Below are 8,366 nucleotides of genomic sequence, written 5' to 3'. Positions count from 1 at the left end.
TTTCCAAAATCCCCCCCCACCCCCCTTTTGTGGTCGGTGTGCACACGCTTCATAGCTCCCCGGCGGCCTGAGACCACCACCCGGGGGCTCGCGCTGGCCCCCCCCCGCATCCCCCTGCCGACCGGCCTCGTCGCCCTGACCGCGAAGGGCTGGCTGCCCCGCTGGCCGGAGATGCAGTACCTGATGGCCTGCACCCGCGACCTGCTGGACTGGGTCGTACGGGAACAGGTGCTCGCCCGGCCGCACATCACCCTCCGCGACGGCACCGACGTACTCGGACTCGACGGCGACGCCCGGCGGATCACCGGGGTCCGGGTCCGCGACACGGCCGCCGCGGGCGGCGTGGCGCACCTCGCCGCCGACCTCGTCGTCGACGCCACCGGGCGCGGCTCCTACGCGCCCCGCTGGCTGTCCGAACTGGGCCTGCCCGCCGTCCGCGAGGAGCGCGTCGACTCCGGACTCGCCTACGCCACCCGCCTCTTCCGCGCCCCGGCGGGCGCCGAGAACTTCCCCGTCGTCAGCGTGCAGCCCAGGGCCGGACTGGAGCGCGCCGCGCAGGGCGCGACCCTCGTCCCGATCGAGGACGGCCGGTGGCTGATCACCATCTCCGGCACGCGCGGCGGCGAACCGTCCAAGGAGGCCGACCAGTTCGAGGGGTTCTGCCGACGGCTCGTCCACCCCGTCATCGCCGACCTGATCGCCCAAGTCGAGCCGATCACCGACGTGTTCGTCTCCCACAGCACCGTCAACCGGCGCCGCCGCTTCGAGCGCCTCGCGCGGTGGCCCGCCGGGTTCGTCGCCGCCGGCGACTCCGTGGCCACCTTCAACCCCGTCTACGGCCAGGGCATGTCGGTGGCCGCCCTCGGGGCCGACGCGCTCCGCCGGGAACTGCGGCGCGGCGGCCTCGGCGACCCGGACCTCGCCCGGCGGGTACAGCGCGCCCTCGCCCGTACCGCCGACAACGCGTGGGACCTGGCCACCGGGCAGGACATCCGCTACCCCGGCGCGATCGGCGACCAGCCGCCGGTCGCCGCGCGGCTGCTGCGCGGCTACTTCGACCGGCTGACCCGGGCCGCCACCGGCCGGCCCGCCGTGGCGCGGGCCATGATCGACGTCATGACGCTGTCCGCGCCCCTCGACGCCCTGCTGCGGCCCGCGGTGGCGCTCGCCGTGCTGCGGGGGCCGGGCAGCGCACCGCTGCCCGGCCCGCCGTTCACGGAGGCGGAGCGCTCCCTGTGCCGGGCGCCGCGGTGACGCCGCCGCGCGCGCCCGGCCTCTGCGACGCGACTGCGGGAGCTTACGGGCGCCCTTGACGCTACGGTCGACAGCGCGCTACGCGGTGCCACCCCTGACGGAACGGGCGCGCCCGCCGAACCCATCGGCCCAGCGGGCGCCCGTGCGGCCGGCCCAGCCGACGCGGTCCCGTCGGAAACGGCTCAGACGTCCGCCGAAGTGTCGATGATCTGCCGGATCGCCGCACCGCTCGCGAGGTCCTCCAGCGCCGTGTTCAGCCCGCTCAGCGGCAGCGTGCCGGTGTGCATCTGCTCCACCGGCATCTGCCCGGCCCGCCACAGGCCGAGATAGCGCGGAATGTCCCGCCGCGGCACCGCGTCGCCCATGTACGAGCCGACGAGCGACTTGCCCTCACCGGCGAACGCCAGCGCGGGGACCTCAAGCGTCCGGCCCGGCGCGGGCAGCCCCACCGAGACGACGGTGCCGCCGCGGGCCACCGACTCCAGGCACCCCGCCATCACCTGCGGGCTGCCGACCGCCTCCACGGCGAACTCGGCGCCGCCGCCGGTCACATCGGCGACAGCCGCCGCGTCCTCGGGCGCGAACACGTGGCTCGCGCCGAGCCGCAGCGCAAGGTCCCGCTTGGCGGGGGAGGGGTCGACGGCGATGATCGGCCAGGCGCCGACGGCGCGGGCGCCGAGGACGGCGGAGAGCCCCACCCCGCCCAGGCCGTGCACCGCCACCGACTGACCGGGCCGCACCGCGGCCGTGTTGATGACCGCGCCCGCCCCCGTCAGCACCGCGCAGCCGAACATGGACGCCACGGAGAACGGCACGTCCGCGGGGATCTTGACCACGGACTCCTGGGCGACGACCGCGTACCGCGCGAACGCCGAGACGCCGAGCTGGTGGTGGACCAGCTCCCCGGCCGCGCCGCGCAGCAGGGACGGGCCGTGCAGCAGCCCGCCCGACCCGTTGGCCTCGGCCGCCGCGGCGCACAGCGCCGGGCGCCCCTCGCCGCACCGCACGCACCGCCCGCAGCTGGGCACGAAGACCAGCGCCACATGGTCGCCCGCCTCGACGTCCCGCACCCCGGGCCCGGTCTCCTCGACCACGCCGACGGCCTCGTGCCCCAGCACCATCGGCAGCGGCCGGACCCGGTCGCCGTTGACGACCGACAGGTCGGAGTGGCACAGGCTCGCGGCGGCGACGCGCACCCGCACCTCGCCCTCGCGGGGATCGCCCAGTTCGACCTCCTCGATCTCCACCGGCCGGGTGGTTCCGTACGGCCGCTCGGTCGAGGTGGTGCGCAGTACCGCGGCCGGCATCCTCATACGGCGGCCTCCCCGCACGGCGTGACCTGGAGGACCTCGCGGTGCTCCAGCAGCGGGACCACCTTGCCCAGGACGAGGGTCTTGAAGTGCTCGGTGGCGCAGTGCGCGGTGAAGTCCGCCTCGGCGTCGTACTCCTCGTAGAGCACGATCGTCCGGTCGTCCGCCGTGCCCTGGTGGACGCGGTACCCGCGGCACCCCCTCTCGCCGAGCGAGGCCCGCGCCATCTCGGCGAGCAGGGCGAGTACCTCGTCCTGCGCGCCGGGCGCGGTGCGGTAGCGGGCGATGACGACATGACTCACGGTGTTCTTCTCCTGACGAGGGGGGCGGCGTGCGCCGGGACCGCGGGAAGCTGGTCCCGGCGCAGCTGCCACAGGCGGGGGTCGGAGGTGGCCACGGCGCTGGCGCCCAGCGCGATGGCCGCGGCCGCGTCCTGGGCGGTCTCGATGAACCCGGCGGCGACGAACGGCGTCATCGCCGTCTGGGACTCCTGGCTCATGTGCGCGACGATCGGCGCCGGCATCAGCTCGACGAGGTCGGGCACGCCGCGGGCGACCGCGTCCAGGCTCCGGCGCAGATTCGAACGGTCGGTGACGAAGACCTTCTGCATGGTGAGGAGCCCGAGCGGCCGCCCCTTCTCGACCAGCGAGAGCCGGGTGGAGACCACCCCGCTCGCGCCCATGTGCTTGAGGAACTCCAGCGCGCCCCGGTCCTGCGCGAGGCCCGGACTGCTGTCGACGTTGACGAAGACGGTCTTGCCGGACTTGCGCAGGGCCGGGACGATCTGCGGCAGCTGCCCCACCGACATCGACGCGAGGATGCACACCGACGCCGGTGCCTCGGCGAACGACCGCAGCAGCTGCGGGCCCACGATCGACGCGATGACCGGCACCTCGGCGAGGGCCGCCGAGAGCCGGGGGTCGAGCACGGCCCGAGGCCGGTGGCTGGGGTTCATGACCTACCTGGAGATGGGTGGGAGAGCCTCAGCTCAGGGGAGCGGTGCCGAAGCTGCTGGGGAGACCCAGCTTGCCAGGGTTGAGGATGCCCTTCGGGTCGAGGGCCTCCTTCACGGCGACGAAGGCCGCGAAGCCCGCGCCGAGCGCGTCCCCGAGGTACGGGCCGCGCAGCAGCCCGCAGCCGTGGTGGTGGCTGAGCGCCGCGCCGTGCCGGATGAGGACGGCGTTGGCCGCGTCCCACACCGCGCGGTACCACTGGCGGCGCTCGGCGCGCTCCACGTCCCCGCGCAGCGAGAAGTAGACGCAGGCGCCGTCGGTGTAGGCGTGCGACTGGTGGGCGGAGGCCGCGAGCGTCCCCGGCACCGACTGGATGGCCGCCACCACCTCGTCGTAGATCACCGGCAGATCGGCCCAGGACGCGGCCATCTCCAGGGTGTCGGCGACGAAGCCGGGGCCCGGCGTGAAGCCGTCCGAGGACTTGCCGGTCAGCATCCGGTCGTGCAGCCAGCGCTCGAAGACCCGCTCGCTGTCCAGCTCCGGCCCGTACTCCCCGCAGACCTCCGCGCACACCTTCAGCATGGCGTCGACCAGCGTCGGGTCGCCCTCGTCCGCGATGAGCAGCAGATTGGTCTCGGGGTGCTCGAAGTGGACGCCGCTCTCCAGCTTGTCGTACAGCCGCAGCGCCGCGGGGGTCGCGCCGCGCTGCAGGATGCGGCGGCACGCCTCCAGGCCCTGCTCGAACGTCTCGAAGCCGAAGGCGAGGGCCTTGGCGTACTCCGGCAGGGGGTGCACCCGCAGCCGGACGGCGGTGATGACGCCCAGGGTGCCCTCCGAACCGATGAAGAGCTGGCGCAGGTCGGGGCCGGTCGCGGCGCGCGAGTAGTCGCCGTAGGTGGCCTTGGTGCCGTCCGCGTGCACGACGTCGATGCCGACGACCATGTCCTCGATCTTGCCGTAGCGCGTCGAGAGCTGGCCGGCGCCGCGGCAGGCGACCCAGCCGCCGACCGTGGAGAGGGCGAACGCGGAGGGCCAGTGCCCGGTGGTGACGTGGTGGCGCTCCTGGAGCTCCTTCTCGAAGAGGTCGCCGAACATGCCGGCCTCGACGTTCACCACGTTGGACACCGCGTCGAACGAGAGGATCTTGTCGAGCCCGCACAGGTCCAGCACCACACCGCCGAAGACGGGCAGCGCCGCGCCCGTGACATTGGAGCGGCCGGCCGACGCGGTGACCGGTATCCCGGCCGCGTGGCAGATCCGCAGTACGGCCGCGACCTGGTCGGCGTCCGCGGCCTCCACGACGACGGCCTCGGGCGTCGCGGGGTTGCCGTCTGTCTCGCCGATCATGGAACCGGCCCACCAGTCGCGGGTCCGCGCCACGACCTCGTCGCGCTCGACGTGCACCGCCTTCGCGGCGGAGCGCAGCTCCTCGATGACCGGCTCGGGCACCTCGACGGCGCTCGGCTGGAGCGACGCGGGGCCCTCGCCGGGCGGCGTGGTCCGCGCCCAGCGGGGCGGGGTGGGCGCGCCCACGGTGTAGTCACCGCGGTTGAAGGGGTTGGTGATGGTCTGACGGCTGATCATGCTGCTGCTCCTTCGGGGCCCTCGAAGAGGACGGTCTTCTCGTGCTTGACGGATGCCAGGTAATCGGCGACCTGCTGGTCGACCTGTTCGGGAGAGAGCCCGAGCTCCTGCCCGAGCAGCCGGCCGACCTCGGGGGCCGCGGCGGCGGACGCGTCCCGGGCGAACAGCCGGGAGCGGGTGCGGCGGGAGAGCACGTCGTCCACCGAGCGCGCCATCTCGGACCGCGCCGCGTAGACGACCTCCGCCTTGGTGTACGGCAGCCCGGCGACGACCGGATCGGCGAGGCCCAGGTCCTCCGCTATCAGGTCGTGGACGAACCGGGCCTCGGTGCCGTACCGCTCGCCGAAGTGCGCCGCGAGACCGCCGGACGCGGCCACGGCCTCGGCGTCGTACCCCGCGCCGCCGATCAGCGGGAGGTGGGTGGTGCGGCTGGGCGCCTTGCGGCCGAGGACCGTCATCACCTTGTCGATCACCAGCTCGCCCATGTGCCGGCTGGTGGTGAGCTTGCCGCCGGTGACGGTGACCATGCCGCCCGCGCCGAGCGTGATGTGGTGGTCGCGGCGCATGTCCAGCGTCGCGCCCTCCTTGCCGCCGACCAGCGGCCGCAGCCCGCCGATGGAGCCGACCACGTCGTCGGGGGTCAGCTTCGTCGCGAAGGCCGTGTTCGCGCCTTCGAGCAGGAACTCCATCTCCTCGCGGGTGCAGTGCACATCGTCGGAGGAGCCCCGGAAGTCGGTGTCGGTGGTGCCGAGCACCACGGTGTTGCCCCAGCGGGTGCAGGTGGCGCGGCGCGCGCGGCCCGGGATGGGCACGGTCACCGTGCAGTCGTTGCGGATCTTCTCCCAGGGCACCACGATGTGCACGCCCTTGGCCGGCCGCACCTGCGGGCGGTGCCCCTCCTCGGCCATGCTGTCGACGGAGTCGGTCCACACGCCGGTGGCGTTCACCACGGCCCGTGCCCGTACGTCGATCACCTCGCCGTCCGCGCTCACCTTGGCACCGCTGACCCGGCCCCGCTCGGTGAGCAGGCCCTCGACCTTGGCGCCGTTGAGCACGGTGGCGCCGAGCGCCGCGGCCGTACGGATGATCGTCAGGGTCAGCCGGGCGTCATCGGTGCGGCTGTCGAAGTACAGCAGCCCGCCCTTGAGGTTCTCGGCGCGCAGCGTGGGGGCGTGCGCGAGGACCTCCTCGACCGTCAGCCGCTGGTGGAGCTTGCCGATCCGCCAGCCGCCGATGAGGTCGTACGTCCACAGCAGCCCCTCGAACCCCTTCGCCAGCCGGGGGTCGAAGATGCCCTCCTTCTCCAGGATCGGGAAGAGAAACGGCAGCCGGTGCACCAGATGCGGGGCGTTGCGGCGGAACCGGTGCCGCTCCAGCAGGGAGTGGCGGACGAGGCCCACGTTGCCCTGTTCGATGTAGCGCAGGCCGCCGTGCACCATCTTCGAGGACTTCGACGAGGTGCCGGAGGCGAAGTCGTCCTTCTCCACCAACGCGGCGCGCAGGCCGCGGGAGACAGCGTCGAGCAGGGCGTACGCGCCGGTCACGCCGCCGCCGACGACCAGCACGTCGTACACGTCCTGGCCCAGCTGCCGACGGGAGCCGTCCCGGTCGAGCAGCAGCGGCTTGGCGCGGGCCGCTCCGGCCGAGGCGCGCCGCGGTTTGCGGGCGGGCAAGGTGATCACAATCAACTCCTGGTGTTTCGGGTGGACGGTTGTCAGTCGTCCGCAGGTTTTTCGCGCGCGGGCTCACGCAGGTGCGGGTCGAGGACCGCCTGCCAGCCCGCCCGGTGCTCGGTCCGCTCGGCGGCGGACATGGCGGGTTCGAAGACGCGGCCGCGGGGCTGCGCCTCGACGACCTCGTCGAGGCCGGACCACAGGCCCTGCCGGACCCCGGCCAGATAGGCGCTGCCGCGCAGGCTCGCCGTGGCCGAGTCGGCGACCCGCTCCAGCGGCAGCCCCACGAGGTCGGCCTGGATCTGCATCAGGGCGTCGCTGCCGGAGACTCCGCCGCCCACCCGGAGCTGGCCGAACGGCGCCCGCATCGTGTCGCGGACCCCGTCGATCAGGTCGCAGACGGAGTGCGCGATCCCCTCCATCACCGCGCGGGCGATGTCCGCCCGGGTGGTGGCGAGGCTGAGCCCGGTCAGGGCGGCCGTGGCGTTCGGCCGCCAGGAGGGCGTACGGATCCCGGCCAGCGCCGGTACGAACCACGCCGAGCCGCCCGAGGGGGCTTGCAGGGCCAGTTCGCCGATCTCCGCGGGGGAGGCGAAGAAGCCGAGGTCGTCGCAGAGCCAGCGGAGCGCCGAACCGGTGGTGGAGCAGTACGCCTCCAGGCTGAACTGCGTCACCCCGCCCTGCCGCCAGCCGGGCTGGGCGAGCACCCCGGAGATCCCCGGCCGGGGCAGCGCGGGGCGCTCGCCGGTCGCGACGTCCACGAAGGCGCCGGTTCCGTACACGCACATGCCGCGCCCGGCGGCGAGGCCGCCGAGGGCGATCAGCGCCGCGTGCTGGTCGCCCATGGTGGCGGCCACCGGTACGGAGATCCCCAGCAGCGCCTCGTCGGTGACGCCGTCGCACTCGTCGTCGCCGAGGAGGTCGGGCAGCAGCTCCAGCGGGAAGCCCTGATGGGCGATCCACTCCTCGTCCCACGCGTGCCGCTCCAGCAGATATCCGCCGGTGGAGCAGGCGTTGGTGGCGGAGGTGGCGTGCACGGCGCCGCCGGTGAGCTGCCAGATCAGCCAGGTGTCGACGGTGCCGAAGACCAGCCGGCCCTCGCGGGCCGCGGCGGCGATCTCCGGGTGCCCGGCGATCTGCCGGGCCGCCCAGTAGAACGGCGCGCGGCTGCCCACCGGCCGCCCGGTGCGCGCGGTCAGCACGTCGTCCCACTCGCGCTCGTACGCGAGCAGTTCCCGCGCGTACCGTCGGTCCTGCCACACGACGGCGGGCGCCAGCGGCCGTCCGGTGCGCCGGTCCCACAGCATGGCGGTGGCCCGCTGGGTGGACAGCGCCACGGCCGTCACCTCGACGCCCTCGTCGCGGGCCCAGGTCAGGGCCTGCCGGCAGACGTCCAGGGTGGCCGTCCAGATCTCCCACGGGTCCTGTTCGACCGACGCGTCGTCGGGGTGGCTGACCTCGATGGGCCGGTAGCGGACGTGCCCGACCGCACCGTCGTCCAGGACGATGCCGGCCCGCGTGCCCGTGGTGCCCTCGTCGACGGCGAGCACGCCGCGCCGCCGCGCCGAGCCGTGGTGTGTCTGCGTCATCGC

General features: G+C 74.1%; 7 protein-coding genes. 1 reads left to right on the top strand and 6 read right to left on the bottom strand.

All coding sequences use genetic code 11. From position 1 onward, the window contains the following. The first annotated feature begins 36 nt into the window (after positions 1–36). Entirely contained in the window at positions 37–1,254 is a 1,218-nt protein-coding gene (locus AC07AB_RS04545; RefSeq protein ID WP_478559931.1) for an NAD(P)/FAD-dependent oxidoreductase, read from the top strand. 182 nt (positions 1,255–1,436) lie between these two features. Here AC07AB_RS04545 and AC07AB_RS04540 read toward each other — a convergent pair whose 3' ends face one another. The 6 genes from AC07AB_RS04540 to AC07AB_RS04515 are packed head-to-tail and all read right to left on the bottom strand — an operon-like array spanning position 1,437 to position 8,363. Further along, entirely contained in the window at positions 1,437–2,567 is a 1,131-nt protein-coding gene (locus AC07AB_RS04540; RefSeq protein ID WP_478559928.1) for a zinc-binding dehydrogenase, read from the bottom strand. Further along, the gene (locus AC07AB_RS04535; protein ID WP_478559925.1) at positions 2,564–2,866 is read right to left on the bottom strand and encodes a putative quinol monooxygenase; all 303 of its coding nucleotides are present in this window, start codon (positions 2,864–2,866) and stop codon (positions 2,564–2,566) included. The genes AC07AB_RS04540 and AC07AB_RS04535 overlap by 4 nt, the downstream gene beginning before the upstream one ends. Beyond that, positions 2,863–3,519: a glycerol-3-phosphate responsive antiterminator gene (locus tag AC07AB_RS04530; RefSeq protein WP_478559922.1), complete on the bottom strand. Its 657-nt coding sequence runs from the start codon at positions 3,517–3,519 to the stop codon at positions 2,863–2,865. Before AC07AB_RS04530 ends, AC07AB_RS04535 begins: the two co-directional genes overlap by 4 nt. 28 nt (positions 3,520–3,547) lie before the next feature. Then, positions 3,548–5,101 (bottom strand): FAD-binding oxidoreductase, encoded by a 1,554-nt coding sequence (locus AC07AB_RS04525; protein WP_478559920.1) that lies wholly within the window; start codon positions 5,099–5,101, stop codon positions 3,548–3,550. After that, positions 5,098–6,783, bottom strand: a complete 1,686-nt coding sequence (locus AC07AB_RS04520; RefSeq protein ID WP_478559918.1) for a glycerol-3-phosphate dehydrogenase/oxidase — start codon at positions 6,781–6,783, stop codon at positions 5,098–5,100. Before AC07AB_RS04520 ends, AC07AB_RS04525 begins: the two co-directional genes overlap by 4 nt. A 32-nt stretch (positions 6,784–6,815) precedes the next feature. Beyond that, positions 6,816–8,363, bottom strand: a complete 1,548-nt coding sequence (locus AC07AB_RS04515) for an FGGY family carbohydrate kinase (protein WP_478559915.1) — start codon at positions 8,361–8,363, stop codon at positions 6,816–6,818. Positions 8,364–8,366: the final 3 nt, after the last annotated feature.

It is taken from the genome of Streptomyces sp. NPDC044033 (assembly GCF_056434425.1).
This window is presented reverse-complemented; position numbering and strand designations above follow the sequence as displayed.